Source organism: Nitrospirillum amazonense (assembly GCF_029594735.1).
GTDB classification, from domain to species: domain Bacteria; phylum Pseudomonadota; class Alphaproteobacteria; order Azospirillales; family Azospirillaceae; genus Nitrospirillum; species Nitrospirillum amazonense.
Map to the genome: position 1 here is coordinate 695508 of NZ_JARPAF010000002.1, position 20142 is coordinate 715649.

Below are 20142 nucleotides of genomic sequence, written 5' to 3' on the forward strand. Positions count from 1 at the left end.
GCGCCAGGGCGCCGGCCCTGTCCGGCCGCCTGGCGCGGGGACCTATTCTTCCGCATCGATAGCGGGCCACGACTCGCCACGTTATACCAGGGCAAGTAGGTTCTCTGGCTCCGCACCTCAATTCTTGGGGCCTGAACCATTCCTTGTCATGGCAAGCGATGGCCCCCGTCCCACCCCCGTCCAAAGCCGCCCCCCCTTCTGGCACCCCGGCCCGGCTGCCACTGGCCAAGCTGCCCTTCGTTGGGCTGCGCCGCGACGGCGCCCTGGGCTATTGGGTCATGCCGACGGACAGTGACGTCGCCGTCGGCCCGGCCGCCGTGGGCCTGGGCCGCACCTATGCCGCCTGGTTCCTGCTGTATGCCGAGATCAACGGCCGTGACGCGGCGCGCACACTGCTTGATACGATCGAGCGGGAGATGCCCTCACGCTATCCCGCCGTGGACCGCGCCTTCCTGAGGGAGATCGCGGGGCGGGGATTCTCACAAAGCGCTGCGTGAGGTAATACTATAATCTCCCGCCTAGGTTGCTTTTGGCCTAGTCGACCTGTATCGTTACCGATGATAACCATTTGTGAACGGCCGGCCTCTTATGCTCGGCGGATCGGCTTGGCGGTGCCATCGACAATTTGTGGAAAATTGTCGGCAATGCTAGGCTCTATGGGAACGCCGAAAGGATCGCCGCGGTCGTGCTTGAGGAATTCAGCATCAGCCTGTTCGTGATCGCGCTGCTCGGCGCGGTCGGCATGGTGGCCATGGTGCTGTTCCGCCAGACCCTGCTCTACGCTACCCGCAACGCGGTGGCGGAACTTGAGGGCAAGGTGGCCAGGACGCGCACCGCCTTGGATCAGGCGGTGAAGGCGCACGACCAGAACCTGGCCCGGGGCCGCGACCTGGCGGAGGAGCGGCGCATGATCCAGAACCAGTTGGCGGAAGCGCAGCGCCGGCTGATCGCCGCCCAGGCCGATAATTTCGAACTGATCCATGAGGTGGGTGAGCCGGGCACCGGCCGCCGTCTGTACGCCGGCAGCCTGGCCCTGGGCCCGACGCTGACCATCAATCAGACGGCCACCACCCACAGCCATCTGCGCGGCTGTCCCCACGTGGTGGAGGTGTGGGCCGAGAACCAGGCGGAGGCCATGCGCCTGGCCCGCCAAGCCTTTCCCGAGTTGGCGGGCTTCATCCTGTCCAGCATGCTGCCGGCGCCGGATGGTGCCGCCCAGCAGGCGGTGGCCTCCTGATGTCGGCAGCCCTTCTCGCCAATATCGGCCTCATCATCCTGCTGCTCTATTCCCTGATCCAGTTCGCGTTGACGGCGCGCAACATCGAGGATGATCGCCGCGTGCGGGAACGCCGCTTGGGTCGGCTTGAGGAGGAGTTGGGCCACGCCACCGCCGCCGCCAACGAGGCCAAGGCCACGGCCGAGGGCAGCGCCCGCGAGGTCGCCGGCTTGGAGGAGGCGGTCGCCGCCCTGCGCGCCACCCGCGCCGAGGCGGATGCCAAGCTGCGGGAACTGCAGTCCGCCCCCCGCCGCCGCTTGATCGTGCCGGACAAGGCGGTGCTGGTCCACGGCCGGCTGTGGGAGGTGACGGTGGTTCCGGCCGCGAACAGCGTCGCGGCCAATACCGATGGCGTGGACGCCGCCGGCATGATCGAGGGGGCGCAGGTCTATTTGTTCGGCGCCACCACCGATCGTGACGCCCGCTTCCGCGCCGAGCAGCGCTTTCCCACCAGCCTGGGCTATCGTGTCCAGAAGGTGGAGCGTTTCAAGCGGGGCTGAATCCCATGTCCGTGCCGTCCGACCCCTCGTCGCCCGGCGATGAAGGCGACTTCGTCATTCCCGCCACCGTGCCGCCCTTCTTCGGCCGGCCGGGCATGGAACGCGCCCTGCTGTTGGCGCGCGGCGTGCGCCGCATGCTGGTCCACCACGGCATGCGCTCGATGCTGGAGGTGCCGCTGGCCAACAACCGCCGCGCCGACATCCTGGCCTTGGCCGGTGATGGCACGGTCACCATCATCGAGATCAAAAGCTCCGTCGCCGATTTTCGCGCCGACCACAAATGGGGCGACTATCTGGAATTCTGCGACCGGTTCTACTTCGCCGTGGGCGAGGACTTCCCCCAGGAGCTGATCCCCGAGGAATGCGGGCTGATCGTGGCCGATGGCTACGGCGCCGAAATCCTGCGCCAGGGGCCCGAGGTCAAGCTGAACGCCGCCCGGCGCAAGACCTTGCTGCTACGCGTCGCCATGCAGGCCTTCCAGCGCCTGCACCAGGTGGAAGACCCCCGGCCGACGGCGCTTTGATGCCGTCCCTCAGACGCCGGGCGCCCGCATCCGCGGGCTGGGCTTGTCCTCGAATTTCAGCTCGAATTTCAGTCCGCTGACGCTCCCCGAAATCTCCGGCGGCCGCAGTCGCGGCCGACAGCGGCATGAGGCAAGGCCTCACGCCGCTGCAAGGGGTGGCTTTCCAAGCGTAAAAAAGCCGGCCAGGTCGCCCCGGCCGGCCTTTCCCTCATCATGATTCCGCGCTTCAGCCCCGGTTCATGCGGCTATCCACCAGGTCGGTGACCACGGTGGGATCGGCCAGGGTGGAGGTGTCGCCCAGCGCCTCGTGCTCGTTGGCGGCGATCTTGCGCAGGATGCGGCGCATGATCTTGCCGGAGCGGGTCTTGGGCAGGCCCGGCGCCCACTGGATCAGGTCGGGCGTGGCGATGGGCCCGATCTCTTTGCGCACCCAGGCCACCAGTTCCTTGCGCAACTCCTCCGACGGGCTTTCCCCGGCGTTCAGGGTGACGTAGGCGTAGATGCCCTGGCCTTTGATGTCGTGCGGATAGCCCACCACGGCGGCCTCGGCCACCTTGGGATGGGCGACCAGGGCGCTTTCCACCTCGGCCGTGCCCAGGCGGTGGCCGGAAACGTTGATGACGTCGTCCACGCGGCCGGTGATCCAGTAATAGCCATCCTCGTCCCGGCGGCAGCCGTCGCCGGTGAAATACTTGCCGGCGAAGGTGGAGAAGTAGGTCTGCTTGAAGCGCTCGTGGTCGCCGAACACGGTGCGCATCTGGCCGGGCCAGCTGTCGGCGATGCAGAGGTTGCCCTCGGTCGCCCCTTCCAGCAGGTGGCCCTCGTTATCGACGATGACCGGCTTCACCCCGAAGAAGGGCAGGGTGGCCGAGCCCGGCTTCGTGGCGGTGGCACCGGGCAGCGGGGTGATCAGGATGCCGCCGGTTTCCGTCTGCCACCAGGTGTCGACGATGGGGCAGCGCTCATCACCCACCACGGAGTGGTACCACAGCCAGGCCTCGGGGTTGATGGGTTCACCCACCGAGCCCAGCAGGCGCAGGCTCTTGCGGCTATGGCGCTTCACCGGCCCTTCGCCCTCGCGCATCAATGCCCGGATGGCGGTGGGGGCGGTGTAGAAGATGTTGACCTTGTGCTTGTCGATGACCTGCCAGAACCGGCCGCTGTCCGGGTAATTGGGCACGCCTTCGAACATCAGGGTGACGGCGCCGTTGGCCAGGGGCCCGTACAGGATGTAGCTGTGACCCGTGACCCAGCCCACGTCCGCCGTGCACCAGTAGACGTCGCCCTCGTGGTAATCGAAGACGTACTGGTGCGTCATGCTGGCGTAGACCAGGTAGCCGCCGGTGGTGTGCAGCACGCCCTTGGGCTTGCCGGTGGAACCGGAGGTGTAAAGGATGAACAGCGGGTCTTCTGCGTTCATCGGCTCCGGCGGGCAATCGGGAGAGGCGGCGGCGAGGGCCTCGTGGTACCAGATGTCCCGGCCCTCGACCCAGTTCACCGCGCCGCCGGTGCGGCGCACGACGATGACGGTGTCCACGCCGGGGCAAGCCTTCAGCGCCTGGTCGGCGTTGACTTTCAGGCCCACCTTGCGGCCACCGCGCAGGCCCTCGTCCGCGGTGATGACCACGGTGCTGCCGCAGTCCTGCACCCGGTCTTTCAAGCTGTCGGGGGAGAAGCCGCCGAACACCACGGAATGAACGGCGCCGATGCGGGCGCAGGCCAGCATGGCGTAGGCCGCCTCCGGGATCATGGGCAGGTAGATGGTGACCCGGTCGCCCTTCTTGACGCCGCGCGCCTTCAGCACGTTGGCCAGGCGGGTGACGTTGTCGTACAGCTCGGAATAGGTGATGTGCTTGTGCTCGGACGGGCTGTCGCCTTCCCACAGGATGGCGGTCTGGTCGGCGCGCGCGGGCAGGTGGCGATCCACGCAGTTCGCGCAGGCGTTCAGCACCCCGTCCTCATACCAGCGGATGGAGATGTCGCCGGTGAAGCTGGTGTTCTTCACCTTGGTGTAGGGCTTGATCCAGTCCAGCCGGCGGCCATGCTCGCCCCAGAATCCGTCCGGATCGCTGATCGAGCGGTCGTACATCTGCTGATACTTGGTCGCGTCGACCCAGGCGTCTGCCGCCACCGCGTCGGGAACGGGGAACAGGGTGTTGTTGCTCATGGGACCTTGGTTTCCTTCCCTGATGTGTTGTCGCCGGCCGGGGCCTGCTGAGGCCGCCACCCGTGTCCGGCCTGGCCCCTCCCTACCGGGGGACCCTGGCCGGCCCTGTCTGTCGGGCCTGGCGCGGCGATCGCCATCGCTTGCCGGGCCGAGTATCCCTCTTGCCCCCGCATTCCACAAGCATGGGGCCGTTGCGGCCGCCGGCGAATTCACGGCAATTCACGGGTTTGCCGACTTTTCCGGGGCTGGGAATCATGAAAAACCAGGGCGGGACGGTGGGTCCATGACATGGATCACCCCGCCAACCATTCAGGGTGACGCGAAAGGATGGTTTTCCCCCATGTCCTTTCCCCTTCGGCGCGGCTCCCGCCCGTGTTCATCTTGTGTTATTCATAATGCGGCTATTGTCATTCGGGGCGGGCCACCTTCCGGCCCGGACTTTGCGCGGATAGGGATGCCCATGACCACGGGTGTTGGGGACAACGGTACGGGACATGATACGACGGATCTGATCGGCCGGCTGAGCCAGATCAGCAGCCGTACCAGCCTCATGGCCATCGACAGCGTGCTGCGCGCGCTGTCCCATCCGGCCGTGACCCGTACCACCTCGGGTCTGGCCACGGCGGAGAGGGGCTCGTCCTCGGCGGCGGTTGCCAATGACGCCGCCGATACGCTGTCCGCCCCCACCGTCGCCGACGTGGCGCGCGAGGTGGGTGTGATCGCCCGCCGCATGGTCACCACGACCGAGGACTTCGCCGCCACCATGAAGACCCGATCGGCTTAATGGCACCGGCGCGCCGTCACCAAGTGATCAGCGGGGCACGGCGCCGCCAGCTGTCGTCGCGCACCTGCTTCAGGACGAAGCCCGCGACATCCGCCCGCGATATGGTTCCACCGTGGACGCCGGTCAGGTCGGTCAGCGCGCGGACGCCGCCGCGGCTGGGCTGGTTGTTCAGGATGGTCGGACGGACGAGAACCCAGTCCAGCCCGCTGTCCCTGACGATGGCCTCCTGCCGGTTCTTGTCGGCGTAGACCTTGCGCAGCAGCAGCGGGAAGATCAGCCTGTCGAACAGGAAGCCGCCGTGCCCGGCGCTGTCGCCGGCGCCTATCCCCGTGATGCAGACCAGGCGGTTGACACCCTCGGCCTTCATCGCGTCCACCAGGGCCCGCGTCGCGGTCGAAAGGGATGTCACCTCACGGAACGGGCTGGCCGGCGTGCCCAGCGCGCTGATGACGGCGTCCCGCCCCTTGAGGGCCTGGCGCAGGACGGTCTCATTGCGGGCGTCCCCGAGGACGGGCGTCGCCCCGTCGAGCCCTCGCGCCTTTTCGGCGGAACGCGCCAGCACGGTGACGTCATACCCCTGCGCGATCGCCTGGCGAACAATCAGACGGCCGGTGGGACCGGTGGCACCCAGGACCAGGATCTTGGGCGGGGTGCTGTCCATTACGGAATTTTGCATGATGCTGCCTCGGAAAAGGGGACGCCGGCTGGGCGGCGCCCCGCGTGGATGGTAGGGGCGTCGATCAGAGCCGGCCTTCCGCCAGCAGATCGCGGGTCCGCTTCAGCGTCGACAGCAGGGCGGCCTTGTAGCCCCGGTCGCTGTCGAACTGCGCCTGCTCGGCCTGTTCCTCGGCCCCGTTCGGTTCCTTGCCGCGCAGGCCGAGATAGCAATAGAAGCGGAGCTGAAGCGCGCCGTCGGCATCCTCGACCAGCTCGTTGACGATGGCGCCCTCGCGCGGGCCGGTGGCCTGGAAGAAGGTGACCTTGGCCTCAGGCTCGAAGGCGATGATCTCCCGCAGGCTGGCACCGCCGATGGTGGCCTCCCGCACGATGTGCGTGGCGCTCTCCTCCACCACGTCGCAGCGGGTGCAGAGGTTGGGCGGCAGGAACAGGCGGGCGTCGCGGGCCTTCAGCACCAGGCCCTTCCAGACCTGGGCGCGGGTCAGCGGGGCCTCGCCCTGCGGGTTCACGGGAACGGTGGCGGTCGAATAGATCATGATGGCGCTCCTCGCTCGGAATGGATTTGCCAGGGTGTTCGGCTGGGCCGTGCCTGGCGTTTGAAGACACCCCCAAATTTAATGATCCATATCTGGGCCGATAGGCGGTAGATTTGGACATCTCGTCTCAAAGATGGAACAGATGGATCTGCTCGCCCTCGCCGATTTCAACCTTGTCGCCCGGCACGGCGGGTTCGGGCGGGCCGCCCGCGCCTCGGGCCGCCCCAAGGCGACCCTGTCCCGCCGCGTGGCCGAGCTGGAGGCCGCCCTGAACCTGCGCCTGTTCGAGCGTGGCGGCCGGCTTCTGAAGCTGACGGAGGAGGGGCGGGCCCTGTTTCAGCGGACGGGCGCGCTGCTGACCGAACTGGATGAGACGGCGGCGGCGATCGCCTCGGGCGGGGATCGGCCGCGGGGCCGCTTGCGGGTCAGCGCGCCGCTGCTGTTCTCGCAGACCGCCATGGGCAGGATCGCTGCCGGCTTCGCGCTGAAATACCCCGACGTCCGGTTGGAGGTCACGACGGAGGACCGGCCCGTCGACATGGTGGAGGAAGGCTACGACCTGGTGATCCGGGTGAATCCCGATCCGGACGAAAGCCTGGTCGGACGCTGCTTCCTGCGCGACCGTCTGGTCGTCGTCGCCAGTCCCCGCCTGGTCCCGCCGGCGGACGGCCGCCCGGTCCCGGCGGTGGCGCGGGGGACGTCCGGTGGGGGCGGGACCTGGGATGTCGTGGGGCCGGCGGGACGGTCGCCCATCGTGGCGGACCCGGTGCTGCGCCTGTCATCGCTGGTCATGGTGCGCGATGCCGTCCGGGCGGGCGTCGGCGCCGCGCGCCTGCCCATTTCCCTGGTGAGCCACGACCTGGCCGCCGGCACGCTGGTGCATTGGGGGGATGTGGAGGGGCCGGAGATCGCCCTGTGGGCGCTCTATCCCTCACGACGTCTGCTCAGCGCGCGGGTCTCCGCCTTCCTGGATTACTTGAAGGAGGCGTTTCCCGCCGGCACGCCGGAGGAACTGGCAGCCTATATCGGGGGCGCCTGATCAGCCGTCCAGGTGGACGGCGCCGTCCTCGACGCGCACACGCACCGGTGTCAGGCTGCGGCCGGCGCAGGGGCCGTGAATGCACAGGCCATCCTCCACCCGGAACAAGGCGCCATGGGTGGCGCACTGCAGGTGGCGGCCGTCGGCGCTCATGAACTGGTCGGGCGTCCAGTCCAGGGTGGTGCCGACATGGGGACAGCGGTTGTGATAGGCGAAGGCCCGATCGCCCCGCCGCGCCACCAGGATCTCCTCGCGCGCGCCGCCGCTGCCCCAGGTGATCCCCTTGGCCTGGCCATCCGCGATGTCCGCCAGATGGCATAGGGGAGAGGGGATGGCGTCAGGCATCGACGCCCATGCGTTGGCAGGCGCCCTTCCACTCCGCATCCGTGATGGGGCAGACGGACAGGCGCGACTGGCGCACCAGGGCCATGCTGGACAGCTCGGGGTCGGCCTTGATCTCCTTCAGCGTCAGGGGCGTCTTCACCGGCATCACCGGCTTCAGATCCACCATGACGAAGCGGCCGCTTTCATCCGACGGGTCGGGGTAGGCCTCGCGCACCACCTCGGCGATGCCCACGATCTCCAGCCCCTCGTTGGAGTGATAGAAGAAGGCGCGGTCGCCCACCTTCATGGCCTTCAGGTTGTTGGCGGCCTGGTAATTGCGCACGCCATCCCAATGGGTGCGGCCGTCGGCCACGAACTTGTCCCACGCATATTTGAAGGGTTCCGACTTCACCAGCCAGTAGGGCATCTCTTGTTTCCTTGTTCCCTCAGGCGCCGGACGCGGCCACCTGACCGCTTGGCTTATCCTCGACTTCCAGTCCGCCTGCGGCTCCCCGTAAATCTCCGGCGGCCCCCTTGTATTTAAACGGGGGCGCGGCCTAGGGAAAAACTGGGATGGCGGTGGCGGTGCTGCCGATCAGGCCTTCGGATAAACGACGCGGAAGGGTTGGATCATTACGGATTCGAAAACACCGGCTTGGGCATAAGGGTCGGCGGCGGCGAAGGCCTGGGCGGCAGCTTCGTCGGGGAAATCCACGACCAACAGGCTGCCCACGGGGTTCTTGCCCTCGGCGTCCAGCAGGGGGCCGGCCACGACGATATGGGCCACCTGGCTATCCAGATATTCCAGGTGCTTCGGGCGGGTGGCCAGGCGCAGGTCCAGGTTGCCGGGCTTGTCGGTGCAGGTGATGGCGAAGTGCATGGGAACGGCTCTCCGGTAAGGCTTATGCGCCCTCGGGCTTGAGGGGGCGGGACAACAGGGATTGGATGGTGGCGTTGACGTCGGCGCCATGGTTCAGGATGGCATCCACCGCCTGGCAGATGGGCATGTCCACGCCCCGGCGGGCCGCCAGGCGCACCACGGCTTCCGCTGTGTAGACGCCCTCCGCCACGGAATTGCGGCCGGCCAGGATGGTGGCCAGGGGCTGCCCCTGGCCCAGGGCATGGCCCAGCGACATGTTGCGGGATTGCAGGCTGCCGCAGGTCAGCGTCAGGTCACCCAGGCCGGACAGGCCCATGAAGGTTTCCGGCCTGGCGCCCAGCGACTGGCCCAGGCGGGCGATCTCCGCCAGTCCGCGGGTGATCAGGGCGGCGCGGGCGTTGTCGCCCAGGGCGCGCCCGGCGACGATGCCGCAGGCGATGGCCAGCACGTTCTTCACCGCCCCACCGATCTCCGCCCCCACCAGGTCGTCGCTGGCATAGGGGCGGAACGTCAGGCTGCCCAGGGCCTGGGCCAGGCCCTGGCTCAGGGCCGCGTCACGGCAGGCCAGGGTCACGGCGGTGGGCAGGCCCCGCGCCACCTCGGCGGCGAAAGTAGGGCCGGACAGCACGGCCAGCGGCGTGCCGGGCAACTCGCCGGCCGTCACCTCGGTCATCAGGCTGCCGGTGGCGATCTCGATGCCCTTGGCGCACAGCACCACCGGTGTGCCGCTGGCCAGCAGGGGCTTCAGCTTCGCCGTCGTGGTGCGGATGTGCTGCGCCGGCGTCACCAGCAGCACAGCGTCGGCCCGCACGGCCTCCGCCAGGTCGCCAGTGGCGCGGATGGCGGGGTCCAGCGCCACGCCGGCCAGGAAGGGGGTGTTCTCGTGGCTGCCATTGATGGCGGCCACCACTTCGGGCTCGCGCGCCCACAGCACCACGTCACGCCCGGCCCGGCGGGCGGCCATGGCCAGCGCCGTGCCCCAGGCGCCCGCCCCGATGACACCGATCCGCTGCATCTCCATCCCCTCCGGACGTCATAAGCGATTGCTGGCCTTGGCTTACCCCGGATGGGCCGGCTTCCGCAATGGGCCGGTGGCGGCGGTGCCGAGGCGATGATACCGTGGCGCCCAGCCGACCGGGCGGTGAACCGGCGGGTGAAACAGGGACATGGCTTCTGAATAAGGGGATGCCGAAATGGCTGTTGGTACGATGACAACGGCGGGCCGCGCCCGCCGCGCCGCCTATTCCTTTGCCCTGCTGGCCGGTTGCGCGCTGGCCCCACTGGGCGCGCACGCCCAGGACGCCGCCCCGGCGCCCAAGCCGGTGGTGCTGCACTGCCCGGCGTTGCTTGACTCGGTGGCCGGCAAGATGCTGGGCCAGAGCAGCGTGGTCATCCAAGGCGACCGCGTCACCGAGGTGGTCTCCGGCTATATCACCCGGCCTGAGGCCGAGGTGGTTGAACTGGCGGGGGAGACCTGCCTGCCGGGCCTGATCGACGCCCATGTCCATCTCAGCAACGAATTCACCCCCACCGTCTACAGCGACATGCTGCACTTCAACCTGGCCGACTGGGTGGTGCGCAGCACGGTGTGGGCCAAGCGCACCCTGCTGGGCGGCTTCACCACCGTGCGCAACCTGGGCGACAGCCATTATGAGACGGTGGCCCTGCGCGACCAGATCAACAAGGGCTGGGTGGCCGGCCCGCGCATCCTCACGGCCGGTCCCGCCATCGGCTCCACCGGCGGCCATGCCGACGACGGCGATGGCCTGCGTATGGACCTGCAGCCCGACGTCGGCGCGCACGACAGCATCATCAACGGCACGGCCGACGCCTGGAAGGCGGTGCGTGAGCATTACAAGCAGAACGTCGACACCATCAAGATCATGACCACGGGCGGCGTGCTGGACCTGTCGGGCAGCGTCGACAACAGCCAACTGACGGAGGAGGAGACCAAGGCCCTGGTCGCCGCGGCGCATGAGTACGGCTACATCGTCGGCGTCCACGCCCACGGGGCGGAGGGCATCCGCCGCGCCGTCGTCGCCGGCGCCGACAGCATCGAGCACGGCACCTTCATGGACGCCCAGGACATGAAGCTGATGAAGGAGCACGGCACCTACTACGTGCCCACCATCTACACGGGCACCTATGTGACGGAGAAGGCCAAGGGCAACCCCCACGCCTATCCGCCGGCGGTGCAGGCCAAGGCGCTGCTGGTTGGCCCGCAGCTGATGAAGACGGTGGGCGACGCCTACAAGGCGGGGGTGAAGTTCGCCTATGGCACCGACGCTGGTGTCTACCCGCACGGTGAGAACTGGAAGGACTTCCCCCTGCTGGTCCAGGTGGGCATGCCGGCGATGTACGCCCTGCAGATGGCCACCATCAACGCCGCCACCCTGCTGAAGAAGGACAAGGACATCGGCAGCGTCGCCGCCGGCAAGTACGCCGACATCGTCGCCGTCCCCGGCGACCCGACCAAGGACATCACGCTGATGGGCAAGGTCGACTTCGTGATGAAGGGCGGCGTCGTCTTCAAGAAGGCCGGTGCGGAACAGGTGTTCACCAGCACCGCGCATTGAGGTGGGGCGGCCATCGCCGCCCGGCCCACCGTCACGGCCTGACTTTCACGCCGGGGGCCTTAAGCCTTCACCCCCGCAAACTTCATCGGCTTCGCGGTCGGGTCCAGCGGCCAGCGGGGGCGGGGGGCGAAGTCCAGGCCGTCGGTCCGGCCCAGGCGGAAGCGTTCCAGCCCCGCCCAGGCGATCATGGCGGCGTTGTCGGTGCAGAGGTTCAGAGGCGGGGCGGTGAAGATCAGGCCGCGCTTGGCCGCCAGCTTGGCCAACTGCTCCCGCAAGTATTTGTTGGCGGCGACACCGCCGGCCACCACCAGGTGCCGGCCCCCTCCTTGTTCATTGGCCGGATGCCGACCCTTGAAGGCCTTGATGGCGCGGTCGCAGCGATCCAGCAGCGACTGGCCCACGGCATGGTGGAAGGCGGCGGCGAGGTCCGCCACGTCGGCGTCGGTCGGCGTGCCCAGCTGTTCCACATGCCGGCGCACGGCGGTCTTGAGGCCCGAGAAGGAGAAGTCGCAGTCCGGCCGCCCCTTCATCGGGGCCGGCAGCTCGAACCGGCCGGGGTTGGTGGCGCGAGCCGCCGCCTTTTCCAGCAGCGGACCGCCGGGATAGCCTAGGCCCAGCAGCTTGGCGGTCTTGTCGAAGGCCTCGCCCACCGCGTCGTCGATGGTGGTGCCCAGGCGGCGGTATTGGCCCACCCCCTCCACCTCCAGCAACTGGCAGTGCCCGCCCGAGACCAGCAGCAGCAGGTAGGGAAAGGGCACGTCATCGGTCAGGCGCGCCGTCAGGGCGTGGCCCTCCAGATGGTTCACGGCGACGAAGGGCAGGCCGCGCGCCGCCGCCATGGCCTTGGCTGTCATGACGCCCACGATCACCCCGCCGATCAGGCCGGGCCCGCCGGTGGCGGCGATGGCGTCCACTTGGCCCAGATCCAGGTGCGCCTCATCCAGCGCCTGGCGGATCAGGCCGTCCAGGTAATGCAGGTGGGCGCGGGCCGCCACCTCCGGCACGACGCCGCCATAAGGGCGATGCTCGTCCAGCTGCGACAGCACGACGTTGGCGCGGATGCCCCGCGCGTCATCGACGATGGCGCAGGCGGTCTCATCACAACTGGTCTCGATACCCAGGACGATCATCACTCAAAACCTTCGGCACCCAGCCGGCGTTTGCCGGGCCTAAGCCATATCAAATCGGCACGATTTGCGCCGTTGTCACCGACCGGGGCCTTTCCCGCAACCGCAAAGGGGGATAGACAGACAAGCATGACGACCGCGACGCCCCATCATACTTCCATTGCTCCCCTGCGTATCGGAACAAGGGGCAGCCCCTTGGCCCTGGCCCAAGCGCACGAGACGCGCGACCGGCTGGGGGCAGCCCATCCCCACCTTGCCCTGCCGGGCGCCATCGAGATCGTCGTCATCAAGACGACGGGCGACCGCATCCTGGACCGCACGCTGGCGGAGGCGGGCGGCAAGGGCCTGTTCACCAAGGAGATCGAAGACGCCCTGCTGGCGGGGGAGATCGACCTGGCCGTCCATTCCATGAAGGACGTGCCCACGGTGCTGCCGGCGGGGCTGGACATCACCTGCCTGCTGCCGCGCGAGGATCCGCGCGATGCCTGGTTCAGCCGCGACGGCGCCACGCTGATGGAATTGCCGGCCGGCGCCGTTGTCGGCACCGCCAGCCTGCGGCGCCAGGCGCAGGTGCTGGCCCGCCGCCCGGACCTGACCGTGGTGCCCCTGCGCGGTAATGTGCAGACCCGCCTGCGCAAGCTGGCGGAGGGCGAGGTGGATGCCACCCTGCTGGCCATGGCCGGCCTGCGCCGCCTGAACCTGGACGGTCACGCGACGGCGGTGCTGGAGGCGGACATCATGCTGCCGGCCGTGGCCCAAGGCGCCATCGGCATCGAGACGCGCGTGGCCGACGCCGTGACCAACGGCCTGCTGGCGCCGCTGAACTGCGCCGAGACCGCCCTGCGGGTGACGGCGGAGCGGGGCGTGCTGACGGCCCTGGACGGGTCCTGCCGCACCCCCATCGCCGCGCTGGCGCGGGTGCTGGCCGACGGCAGCATGGACATGGAGGCCATGGCGCTCAGCCCCGACGGCCGCACCATCGTCACCACCAGCCGCCGCTTCGCCGCCGCCGAGGCGCTGGCCGCCGGCCTGGACGCGGGTGCCGAGCTGAAGGACCGCCTGCCGCCCGGCATCTTCACCGTCTCCTGACCACGGCAGCGGACGGCACCCATGGCCACCGTCCTCATCACCCGCCCCCAGCCGGAGGCCGACCGCACGGCGGCCGCCGTGGCGGCCCTGGGCCATGATGTGCTGATCGATCCGCTGATGACGGTGGAGGATGTGGCGGCCACCCTGCCGCCGCTGGACATGGTGCAGGCCGTGCTGATCACCAGCGTCAATGGCGTACGGGCCCTGGCCCGGCAGGGCGCCCCCCGTACGTGGCCCCTGTACGCGGTGGGCGACCGCACCGCCGCCGCGGCGCGCGACCTGGGCTTCACCACCGTACGGTCTGCCGCCGGTGACGCGGATGACCTGGTTGGCCTGGTGGCAGCTGAAACCCGGCCCGACGCGGGCCTGCTGCTGCACGCCGCGGGTGTCGATATGGCGGGCGATCCCGCCGGTGCCTTGGCGGCCCAGGGTTTCACCGCCCAGCGCCTGGTCCTGTACCGCGCGGTGGCGGCGGATGCCCTGCTACCCGGTATCCGTGACGCGTTGGTGGCCGGCGCAGTTGACCATGTGCTGCTTTTTTCTGCCCGGTCGGCGCGTACGTTTGTTAACCTTGCGGTACAGGGCCGTGCCGATCTCGGCGCCGTTTCAGCCCTGTGCCTCAGCCCGGCGGTGGCGGGCGCCCTGGGGGATGCCTCCCTGTTCCGCCACGTGACCGTGGCCGCCCATCCCAACCAGGCCGCCCTGCTGGACCTGCTGGCCCTGGTGCCCGACGGGCCCGGACGCGTTTTTTAGGATGAAAGGATCGCCGTATGAGCGGTGAAGGTTCGGACGCCCCGTCCCCCACCTCCGGCATGGGCCCCACCCCCGGCATGGGCCCCGCCCCTGGTACGGGACAAGGCGGTTTGGTCCAGTCGGGCGCCAATCCGCAGGTGGACGCCATCGTCGAACGGTTCGGCGGCATCCGGCCCATGGCGGCCAAGCTGGGCATTCCCGTGACCACGGTCCAGGGCTGGAAAAAGCGCGGTCATATTCCACCCAACCGCCGTGCCGACCTGGAGGCGGCGGCATCGCGCCTGGGGCTGGTCCTGACAGCCACCGAACTGGATGCCGTGATGGGTGCGCCGGAAGCATCCGCCAGCCCACCTCCTTCTGCGGTCATCGCCCTGCCGGGGCCGGACGATCGACCCCTATCGCCCGGCCCCGTAACCTTCGCCGGCCAGCCCTCCCTGGACGGGGAGCCGTCGGCCCCCGCCAGCAGCTATCGTCTGGGCGCCCGGCCGGACGATGCCGTGCCACCACCCCCGCCGCCGCCCCCCGCGCCACCGGGCGAGACCTTCCGCGCGAATCGCCCCCGCATGGAATTGCCGAAAACGGACGCCCCCATGGCGGAGCCGCCCCGGGCGGACGCACCGCGTGTGGAGGCACCCAAGCCCGACGCCATCCGCCGCGATGCGCCTCGGCCAGCCGCCCCGCCGCCGCGCCGGGGTGGGGGGGCCGTGTCGGCCCTCGCTCTGTTGATCTCCCTGGCGGCGCTGGGCGCCGGTGGCTGGTCGCTGTACCGCGCCGGCGTCTTGGACCCGTGGCTGAGCCGCGCCGGCCTGCCCGCCGCCCTCCCGGCTGCCCAATCAGGGACCGCCCAGCCGGCGCAATCGGCGGAGCAGGCGGGGACGGAGGCGACCTTGGCCGAGATGGTCCGCCGTCTGAACGCCGCCGGCCAGCGCCAGCAGGCGCTGGAGCAGGAGGTGGCCGACCTGAAGGCCAGGCTGGCCGCCGCCCCGGCGGTGAACGCCGACGGTGCCCCGGCACCGGCCGCCCCCGACCCGGCCCTGACCGCCCGGCTGGAGCAGATGACGGACCAGTTCAACCGCCTGACCGACCGGCAGCGGGCGCTGGAGCAGGCGCTGGCCCAGTCGGCACAGCAGCGGGAGGAACTGTCCGGCCGGCTGGCGGCGCAGACCGCCGCCGCCGGCCGCGGCCAGGCCCTGCTGGTGGCGACCAACCAGCTGCAGGCGGCCTTATTGTCCGGCCGGCCCTATGGGGTGGAGCTGTCGGCGGTGCGCAGCCTGGCGCCGGAAGACGACGCCCTGCGCCAAGCGCTGGATCGGCTGGCGCAAAGCCAGGCCACCGGACTGGCCGGCCCTGTGGCCCTGCGCGAAGGCTTCGACCGCGCCGCCACCGCCGCCCAGCAGGCGGCCCAGGTGCCGGAGGGGGCCGACTGGCTGCAACAGCTGTGGGGCCACATCAAGGCCCTGGTCACCATCCGCCGCAAGGACGGGCGCGTCGAGGGCAACGCACCGGACGCCGTAGTGTCGCGCGCCGGCGCTGCCTTGGACCGGGGCGACATCGGCACGGCGGTGGCGGAAATGTCGGCCCTGTCCGGCCCGTCGGCGGCGGCACCCGAGGTGCAGGCCTGGCTGCGCGATGCCCAGGCGCGGCTGAGCGCCGATGACGCCATGAACCGGCTCTCGCGCCGTGCCGTCAGCGATGTGCAGGCCGGCCTGCCTCCGCCTAAGGAACGGCCAGCCGAAAGCGTGCCCGCTCCGTCGCCCGACACCGGCAAGGCTGACATGGCGAAGCCCGAGGAGGCCAAGCCGGGCGAGCCGGTGCCGGCCGAGGGTGGCGGCCCGTCGCAATCCCAGCCGGCGGACGGGGGTCACCCATGAGGCGGACGCTGTGGTTCCTGCTGCGCCTGGGCCTGGTCATCGCGTTGGCGGTCTGGGTGGCGCAGCGGCCGGGCACCCTGCGGCTGGATTGGCAGGGTTACATCATCCAGACCCAGGTGGGCGTGGTGGCCGTGGCCCTGCTGCTGCTGGCGGTCGTGGCCTACGTCCTGGTGCGCCTGTTCGTGCTGGTATGGCGCAGCCCCGGGCGCCTCGGCGCGGGGCGCCGCACCAGCCGGCGCACGCGGGGATACCAGGCCCTAGGCCGGGGCTTTCTGGCAGTGGCCAGCGGGGACGGCGCGGGCGCCGGCCGCCTGGCCGCCAAGGCCGACGGCCTGCTGAGCGAACCGTCGCTGACCCTGTTGCTGTCCGCCCAGGCGGCGCAACTGGCGGGGGACGAGGCGGCGGCGGCCGGCCATTTCACAGCCATGCGCGAGCGTGGCGCGGCGCTGAAGCAGCCGGACATGGCCTTCGTCGGCGTGCGCGGCCTGGCCCTGCAGGCGCTGGCCGCCGGCCAGACCCAGCGGGCGCTGGGCCTGGTGCAGGAGGCGGCGGCCCTGAAGCCCAAGGCGCGCTGGCCCCTGCTAACCCAGTTCGACCTGCAGGCGCGCGCCGGCGACTGGACCGCCGCGGCGGCCACGCTGGACGCCCTGACGGCGGCCAAGGCCCTGCCGGTGGAAACCCTGCGCCGCCACCGCACCGCCTTGCTGGTGGAACGCAGCCGCGCGGCGGAGGCCGACGGCAACCAGGACCAGGCGCTGGCGTTGGCGCGCAAGGCCCATGATCTGGAGCCCGCGTCCGTGCCGGCGGCGGTGCAGGCCGCGCGCCTGCTGGCGGCCACCGGGTCCGCCCGTGCCGCCACCCGCGCCCTGGAACAATCCTGGCGGCTGGCGCCCCATCCCGAGCTGGCCGCCGCCTGGGGTGTCGCCGGAGAGAAGGCTGGCGCCGCCGCCGACCCGCTGGCCCGGGTGAAGCGGCTGGAGGCTCTGGTGGCCTTGGACGCCAACGTGCCGGAGGCCCACGTCGCCCTGGCCGACGCGGCGACCGAGGCGCGCCTGTGGGGCTTGGCCCGCGGTCACCTGACCCGCGCCTTGGCCCTGCGGCCCACCGCCCGCGTCTACCGCCGCCTGGCCGCACTGGCGACGGCCGAGCATGGCCAGGGTGCGGAGGAGCGCGGCCACCTGGCCCAGGCGGCCAGGGCCGTCCCCGATGCCGCCTGGGTGTGCCAGGCCTGCGGCGGCGTCAACCCCACCTGGGGGGCGCTGTGCAGCCATTGCGGCGGCTTTGACACCCTGGCCTGGCGTGTACCAGGGGCCTCGCGCGTGCCGGGCGGTGGCGCGCAGGGCGCTGCGGCCGAGACGCTGGGCTTCCTGCCGCCGCCGGAACCGCCGGCGGGCGGGGCGGAGGAGGGCAGCCTGCGCCGCCTGTCGGACCGGCTGCCGACGTTCACCCTGGCCAGCCTCAGGCCCGGTAGACGGACATGATCCCCCTACCGTTCGCCCCGCCCCGGGCGGAATCGCTGTTGCTGCTGGCGCTGGCCCTGGTGCTGAACGCCTTCATCGCCGGCTTTCCCGCCGTGGACCGCTGGCTGGCGACGCCGCAGAGCCAGCTGGCCGGCGCCGTGCGCTGGGCCGACAAGCGCCTGAACCGGATCGAGCGGCTGGATAGCGTGCGCCTGGCGCGCGGCGCCCTGCTGGTCCTGGTCCTAGCGGGTGGGGTGGGGCTGGCGGCCCTGGTGCTGACCATCGCCGCCGTGCATTTGCGCGTGGCTTGGCTGCTGTCGCTGCTGCTGGTGACGCGGGCGCTGCTTTTCGGCCGCCTGCTGGTCACCATGCGCGGCCTGCTGGCCGCAGCCACGGCGGCGGATGAGGAGGCGCTGCGTCAGGCGGTGGCGCCGCTGACCCACAAGCCGGTGTGGACCATGGATCGTCACGCCGTGCTGCGGGCGGGGATGGAGTCACTGGTGGGGCAGGTCAGCCGCGGCCTGGTGGCGCCGCTGTTCTGGTTCGCGCTGTTCGACCTGCCGGGCCTGATGATCTGGGTGACGGTGGAGACTGTGGCGGCGACGGTGGGCCACACCTCACCCCGCTATGCCGCCTTTGGCCGGCCGGCGCGCCGCGCCCTGCTGGTCATGGATTGGGTGCCGGCGCGCCTGACCGTGCTGTTCCTGGCGGCGGGCTGCCTGATGGTGCCCGGCAGCCGTCCGGGCACGGCCTTGGCCGCCCTGCGCACCCAGCACGTCCAGGGCACGGCCGCCTTGCCCGTGGCCGCCGTGGCCCGCGCCCTGAACCTGGCCCTGGCCGGCCCGCGCAAGGAGGGCGAGATGGTGGTCTACGAGGACTGGCTGGGCACCGGCCGCGCCCGCGTCGACGCCAGCGACATGCGCGCCGTCGTGGCCCTGACCGCCGCCGCCGGCCTGCTGGCCGTGTGTATCGCGCTGCTGGCGCTGGTGTGGGCGTGAGAGGTCCCCAGGCGCCGGTGGGTGCCCGAGGTGACCCCGGTATCCCTCAACTACCGCTCAGCACGCTCGCCAAAGCCTGGGCTTCCGGCCGGTAGAAGGCGCGGTCCAGCAGGATTTGCTCAGGGGTGGTCTGCTGGCCGTAGAAAATGTCGTTCCATTCCTTGCGCGGGGTGATGACCGAGCCATCGACGGCCAAGCCGCCGAACAGGCCGCTGGTCTTGGCGTAGACGTACATGTCCGCGTCCACGCCCACGCCATAGCCGGCGCCGACCTGGGTGCCCAGCTCACCCACCGCCACCTTGGCGTCGGCGCCCAGCTTCACGCTGCGGTCCATGACGGCGTTCAGGCCCTTGTCGGTCATGATCACCAGCATCATCTGCGCCTGCTGGCCGCCGAACTGCAGGCCGAAGCTGGCCTCGGCCATGGTGTAGAAGGCGGGGCCGCTCCACGACCCGTCGGTGCCGCGCGCCACCAGCACGCCGGTGCCGCCGCCGCCGCCCAGGAAGAAACCGGCCTGGATGACGTTGGGCAGGATCAGCACGCCCTTGGCCCGGCCCAGCAGGTTCTTCAGCGGGGCGTATTGCGGATCGCCCAGCAGGGTCATGGCGGTCAGCCGCGCGCGCTCCACCATCAGCTGCGCCTCCGTCACCTCCGCCCGCGCCGGCATCGCGGTTCCCAGCGCGAGCGCCACGCCCGCCGCCGCACCCGCCAACACCTGCCGCCGATCGATCATCTTCCTCATCCTCATTAGTCGGGGTTCAGCGTGGCTGAACCATCTTTTGACGTTGTTGGCAGAATTCCTACCATATCTGGGTGCTGCCGCCCATGGCCCAGTCGGGCGCCCCCAGACGGGCACGCCTCATTAGGCCCCAAGCCGCCGACACCGTAGGGGTGACCCTAAAGGCGAAGTAAGGCGGCCGTGCGGCAAGGTTGGGTCAGGGGATGCGGTTGATCCAGCGCACGGCCCAGACGGGGCCATCGGCGGTGGCGATGCGGTCCAGGCGGGTCAGCGACAGGGGCGCCACGTCCAGCGACAGGGCCGTGGCGGGGGGCAGGGCCAGGGCCTGGGCGATGGCGGCGCGCACCGGGCCGGCGTGGCTGACGCAGATGATGTCGCGGTCGCCGGTTTGCCGGCCGCTCCATTCCTCCACCGCCTCGGCCACGCGGCGGCACACCTCGGCGAAGCTTTCCCCACCGGGCGGGGCGACGCTGGACGGATCGGTCCAGAAGGGGGCCAGGTGCGGGTCGCCCGCATCCTCCAGTTCGGCGTAGCTGTGGCCCTGCCAGGCGCCGAAATGCTGTTCCATCAGCCGGGGGTCGGTGGCCGGCTGGGGTGGGGCGGCGGGGACCAGGGCCGCCAGGCGCGCGGCCGTCTCCCGCGTACGGCCCAGGGGGCTGGCCAGCCACACGGCGCTGGTGGGCAGACGGGCCGCCGTCAGCTGGGCGCTGGAGCCCGGCCACAGGGCCAGTTCCACATCGGCCTGTCCGGCGATCTGATGCGGCTGCGCCAGGGGGGCGTGGCGCACCCACCACCACCGCACCGTCTTCGCCAAGGGGGGC

At 70.4% G+C, this 20142-nt stretch carries 22 protein-coding genes; 12 read left to right on the forward strand and 10 right to left on the reverse strand.

Annotated features, from left to right (window positions below; genetic code table 11):
• Positions 1–158 precede the first annotated feature (158 nt).
• From P5F91_RS09405 to P5F91_RS09420, 4 genes are all read left to right on the forward strand, one after another.
• A complete protein-coding gene (locus tag P5F91_RS09405) occupies positions 159–497 on the forward strand; it encodes a hypothetical protein (RefSeq protein ID WP_145610532.1) in 339 nt (112 codons plus the stop codon).
• A 188-nt stretch (positions 498–685) separates the two neighbouring features.
• The gene (locus tag P5F91_RS09410; RefSeq protein WP_145610531.1) at positions 686–1237 is read left to right on the forward strand and encodes a hypothetical protein; all 552 of its coding nucleotides are present in this window, start codon (positions 686–688) and stop codon (positions 1235–1237) included.
• Positions 1237–1776 carry a hypothetical protein gene (locus P5F91_RS09415; protein ID WP_145610530.1) on the forward strand — a complete coding sequence of 180 codons (540 nt, stop codon included), beginning with the start codon at positions 1237–1239 and terminating at the stop codon, positions 1774–1776. The genes P5F91_RS09410 and P5F91_RS09415 overlap by 1 nt, the downstream gene beginning before the upstream one ends.
• Positions 1777–1781: 5 nt before the next feature.
• On the forward strand, positions 1782–2300 hold the full coding sequence (locus tag P5F91_RS09420) for an MmcB family DNA repair protein (RefSeq protein WP_244411051.1): 519 nt from the start codon (positions 1782–1784) through the stop codon (positions 2298–2300).
• A gap of 226 nt (positions 2301–2526) precedes the next feature.
• On the opposite strand, the gene acs is transcribed toward P5F91_RS09420, so the two are convergent.
• Entirely contained in the window at positions 2527–4467 is a 1941-nt protein-coding gene (gene acs / locus P5F91_RS09425; RefSeq protein WP_145610529.1) for an acetate--CoA ligase, read from the reverse strand.
• A gap of 460 nt (positions 4468–4927) precedes the next feature.
• On the opposite strand from acs, the gene P5F91_RS09430 reads away from it, so the two are divergent.
• Positions 4928–5251, forward strand: coding sequence for a hypothetical protein (locus tag P5F91_RS09430; protein WP_145610528.1), 324 nt, complete (start codon positions 4928–4930; stop codon positions 5249–5251).
• A 16-nt stretch (positions 5252–5267) separates the two neighbouring features.
• Here the strand turns inward: P5F91_RS09430 and P5F91_RS09435 are convergent, their stop codons facing one another.
• Positions 5268–5927, reverse strand: coding sequence for an NAD(P)-dependent oxidoreductase (locus P5F91_RS09435; RefSeq protein ID WP_277907076.1), 660 nt, complete (start codon positions 5925–5927; stop codon positions 5268–5270).
• 64 nt (positions 5928–5991) lie between these two features.
• Positions 5992–6465, reverse strand: a complete 474-nt coding sequence (locus P5F91_RS09440) for an SRPBCC family protein (RefSeq protein ID WP_277907077.1) — start codon at positions 6463–6465, stop codon at positions 5992–5994.
• 142 nt (positions 6466–6607) lie between these two features.
• Here P5F91_RS09440 and P5F91_RS09445 point away from each other — a divergent pair, with 142 nt between their 5' ends.
• Positions 6608–7504, forward strand: a complete 897-nt coding sequence (locus P5F91_RS09445) for a LysR family transcriptional regulator (RefSeq protein WP_277907078.1) — start codon at positions 6608–6610, stop codon at positions 7502–7504.
• Here P5F91_RS09445 and P5F91_RS09450 read toward each other — a convergent pair whose 3' ends face one another.
• From P5F91_RS09450 to P5F91_RS09465, 4 genes are all read right to left on the reverse strand, one after another.
• Entirely contained in the window at positions 7505–7849 is a 345-nt protein-coding gene (locus P5F91_RS09450) for a Rieske (2Fe-2S) protein (protein ID WP_277907079.1), read from the reverse strand.
• Positions 7842–8255 (reverse strand): EVE domain-containing protein, encoded by a 414-nt coding sequence (locus P5F91_RS09455; protein WP_145610523.1) that lies wholly within the window; start codon positions 8253–8255, stop codon positions 7842–7844. The genes P5F91_RS09450 and P5F91_RS09455 overlap by 8 nt, the downstream gene beginning before the upstream one ends.
• A gap of 168 nt (positions 8256–8423) precedes the next feature.
• Positions 8424–8708 (reverse strand): YciI family protein, encoded by a 285-nt coding sequence (locus P5F91_RS09460; RefSeq protein ID WP_145610522.1) that lies wholly within the window; start codon positions 8706–8708, stop codon positions 8424–8426.
• A 22-nt stretch (positions 8709–8730) separates the two neighbouring features.
• Positions 8731–9723 carry an NAD(P)H-dependent glycerol-3-phosphate dehydrogenase gene (locus tag P5F91_RS09465; RefSeq protein ID WP_422394459.1) on the reverse strand — a complete coding sequence of 331 codons (993 nt, stop codon included), beginning with the start codon at positions 9721–9723 and terminating at the stop codon, positions 8731–8733.
• 178 nt (positions 9724–9901) lie between these two features.
• Here P5F91_RS09465 and P5F91_RS09470 point away from each other — a divergent pair, with 178 nt between their 5' ends.
• Positions 9902–11284 carry a metal-dependent hydrolase family protein gene (locus tag P5F91_RS09470; RefSeq protein ID WP_145610520.1) on the forward strand — a complete coding sequence of 461 codons (1383 nt, stop codon included), beginning with the start codon at positions 9902–9904 and terminating at the stop codon, positions 11282–11284.
• Between the two features lie 59 nt (positions 11285–11343).
• Here P5F91_RS09470 and tsaD read toward each other — a convergent pair whose 3' ends face one another.
• Positions 11344–12414: a tRNA (adenosine(37)-N6)-threonylcarbamoyltransferase complex transferase subunit TsaD gene (gene tsaD, locus P5F91_RS09475; protein ID WP_145610519.1), complete on the reverse strand. Its 1071-nt coding sequence runs from the start codon at positions 12412–12414 to the stop codon at positions 11344–11346.
• A gap of 126 nt (positions 12415–12540) precedes the next feature.
• Here tsaD and hemC point away from each other — a divergent pair, with 126 nt between their 5' ends.
• The 5 genes from hemC to P5F91_RS09500 are packed head-to-tail and all read left to right on the forward strand — an operon-like array spanning position 12541 to position 18582.
• Positions 12541–13500 (forward strand): hydroxymethylbilane synthase, encoded by a 960-nt coding sequence (gene hemC, locus P5F91_RS09480; protein ID WP_277907080.1) that lies wholly within the window; start codon positions 12541–12543, stop codon positions 13498–13500.
• Between the two features lie 21 nt (positions 13501–13521).
• The gene (locus P5F91_RS09485) at positions 13522–14253 is read left to right on the forward strand and encodes a uroporphyrinogen-III synthase (protein WP_145610517.1); all 732 of its coding nucleotides are present in this window, start codon (positions 13522–13524) and stop codon (positions 14251–14253) included.
• 17 nt (positions 14254–14270) lie between these two features.
• A complete protein-coding gene (locus P5F91_RS09490; RefSeq protein WP_277907081.1) occupies positions 14271–16124 on the forward strand; it encodes a COG4223 family protein in 1854 nt (617 codons plus the stop codon).
• A complete protein-coding gene (locus P5F91_RS09495) occupies positions 16121–17605 on the forward strand; it encodes a heme biosynthesis protein HemY (RefSeq protein WP_277907082.1) in 1485 nt (494 codons plus the stop codon). The genes P5F91_RS09490 and P5F91_RS09495 overlap by 4 nt, the downstream gene beginning before the upstream one ends.
• The gene (locus P5F91_RS09500) at positions 17602–18582 is read left to right on the forward strand and encodes a cobalamin biosynthesis protein CobD/CbiB (protein ID WP_145610514.1); all 981 of its coding nucleotides are present in this window, start codon (positions 17602–17604) and stop codon (positions 18580–18582) included. The genes P5F91_RS09495 and P5F91_RS09500 overlap by 4 nt, the downstream gene beginning before the upstream one ends.
• A 46-nt stretch (positions 18583–18628) precedes the next feature.
• Here the strand turns inward: P5F91_RS09500 and P5F91_RS09505 are convergent, their stop codons facing one another.
• Both P5F91_RS09505 and P5F91_RS09510 read right to left on the reverse strand, forming a co-directional pair.
• A complete protein-coding gene (locus P5F91_RS09505) occupies positions 18629–19315 on the reverse strand; it encodes a lipid-binding SYLF domain-containing protein (protein ID WP_145610513.1) in 687 nt (228 codons plus the stop codon).
• A 202-nt stretch (positions 19316–19517) separates the two neighbouring features.
• Positions 19518–20135 (reverse strand): histidine phosphatase family protein, encoded by a 618-nt coding sequence (locus P5F91_RS09510; RefSeq protein ID WP_277907083.1) that lies wholly within the window; start codon positions 20133–20135, stop codon positions 19518–19520.
• Between the last annotated feature and the right edge of the window lie 7 nt (positions 20136–20142).

Bases quoted from the DNA above. Each gene is read 5' to 3' on its own strand.
- P5F91_RS09405 (WP_145610532.1), top strand. From the start codon at position 159: ATGGCCCCCGTCCCACCCCCGTCCAAAGCCGCCCCCCCTTCTGGCACC.
- P5F91_RS09415 (WP_145610530.1), top strand. From the start codon at position 1,237: ATGTCGGCAGCCCTTCTCGCCAATATCGGCCTCATCATCCTGCTGCTC.
- P5F91_RS09420 (WP_244411051.1), top strand. From the start codon at position 1,782: ATGTCCGTGCCGTCCGACCCCTCGTCGCCCGGCGATGAAGGCGACTTC.
- acs (WP_145610529.1), bottom strand. From the start codon at position 4,467: ATGAGCAACAACACCCTGTTCCCCGTTCCCGACGCGGTGGCGGCAGAC.
- P5F91_RS09430 (WP_145610528.1), top strand. From the start codon at position 4,928: ATGACCACGGGTGTTGGGGACAACGGTACGGGACATGATACGACGGAT.
- P5F91_RS09435 (WP_277907076.1), bottom strand. From the start codon at position 5,927: ATGCAAAATTCCGTAATGGACAGCACCCCGCCCAAGATCCTGGTCCTG.
- P5F91_RS09440 (WP_277907077.1), bottom strand. From the start codon at position 6,465: ATGATCTATTCGACCGCCACCGTTCCCGTGAACCCGCAGGGCGAGGCC.
- P5F91_RS09445 (WP_277907078.1), top strand. From the start codon at position 6,608: ATGGATCTGCTCGCCCTCGCCGATTTCAACCTTGTCGCCCGGCACGGC.
- P5F91_RS09450 (WP_277907079.1), bottom strand. From the start codon at position 7,849: ATGCCTGACGCCATCCCCTCTCCCCTATGCCATCTGGCGGACATCGCG.
- P5F91_RS09455 (WP_145610523.1), bottom strand. From the start codon at position 8,255: ATGCCCTACTGGCTGGTGAAGTCGGAACCCTTCAAATATGCGTGGGAC.
- P5F91_RS09460 (WP_145610522.1), bottom strand. From the start codon at position 8,708: ATGCACTTCGCCATCACCTGCACCGACAAGCCCGGCAACCTGGACCTG.
- P5F91_RS09465 (WP_422394459.1), bottom strand. From the start codon at position 9,723: ATGCAGCGGATCGGTGTCATCGGGGCGGGCGCCTGGGGCACGGCGCTG.
- P5F91_RS09470 (WP_145610520.1), top strand. From the start codon at position 9,902: ATGGCTGTTGGTACGATGACAACGGCGGGCCGCGCCCGCCGCGCCGCC.
- tsaD (WP_145610519.1), bottom strand. From the start codon at position 12,414: ATGATCGTCCTGGGTATCGAGACCAGTTGTGATGAGACCGCCTGCGCC.
- hemC (WP_277907080.1), top strand. From the start codon at position 12,541: ATGACGACCGCGACGCCCCATCATACTTCCATTGCTCCCCTGCGTATC.
- P5F91_RS09485 (WP_145610517.1), top strand. From the start codon at position 13,522: ATGGCCACCGTCCTCATCACCCGCCCCCAGCCGGAGGCCGACCGCACG.
- P5F91_RS09490 (WP_277907081.1), top strand. From the start codon at position 14,271: ATGAGCGGTGAAGGTTCGGACGCCCCGTCCCCCACCTCCGGCATGGGC.
- P5F91_RS09495 (WP_277907082.1), top strand. From the start codon at position 16,121: ATGAGGCGGACGCTGTGGTTCCTGCTGCGCCTGGGCCTGGTCATCGCG.
- P5F91_RS09500 (WP_145610514.1), top strand. From the start codon at position 17,602: ATGATCCCCCTACCGTTCGCCCCGCCCCGGGCGGAATCGCTGTTGCTG.
- P5F91_RS09505 (WP_145610513.1), bottom strand. From the start codon at position 19,315: ATGATCGATCGGCGGCAGGTGTTGGCGGGTGCGGCGGCGGGCGTGGCG.